Annotated in this window: 1 pseudogene; it reads left to right on the top strand. The window is 75.9% G+C overall.

Annotated elements, in window-relative coordinates:
• Positions 1 to 257, top strand: a pseudogene (locus RVY79_RS20410) (glutamate racemase); the annotation flags it as partial.

Genomic DNA, 257 nt, shown 5'->3' with positions numbered 1-257 from the left:
ACGGCCGGCGCACCGACGTGATCTGCCTCGCCTGCACCCACTATCCCCTGCTGCTTCCGCGCCTGCAGGCCGTGGCGCCCTGGCCGGTGACCTGGATCGACCCGGCCCCCGCCATCGCCCGGCGCGTCGTGCAGCTGATCGGCCCGCTCCCGCGCGAGTCGGACCGGCACGGCTCCGCGCTCGGCGCCTTCACGGCCGGAAGCTGCCTGACCGACGCCCTGCGCACAGCCCTCGCGGCCCGCGGAATCGGTGAGGTC

The sequence above is a fragment of the Chromohalobacter sp. HP20-39 genome (assembly GCF_033052815.1).
In the GTDB taxonomy this organism is placed as follows: Bacteria; Pseudomonadota; Gammaproteobacteria; order Pseudomonadales; family Halomonadaceae; genus Chromohalobacter.
The sequence above is the reverse complement of the archived record's forward strand: the minus strand, read 5'-3'. Positions and strand labels throughout refer to the sequence as shown.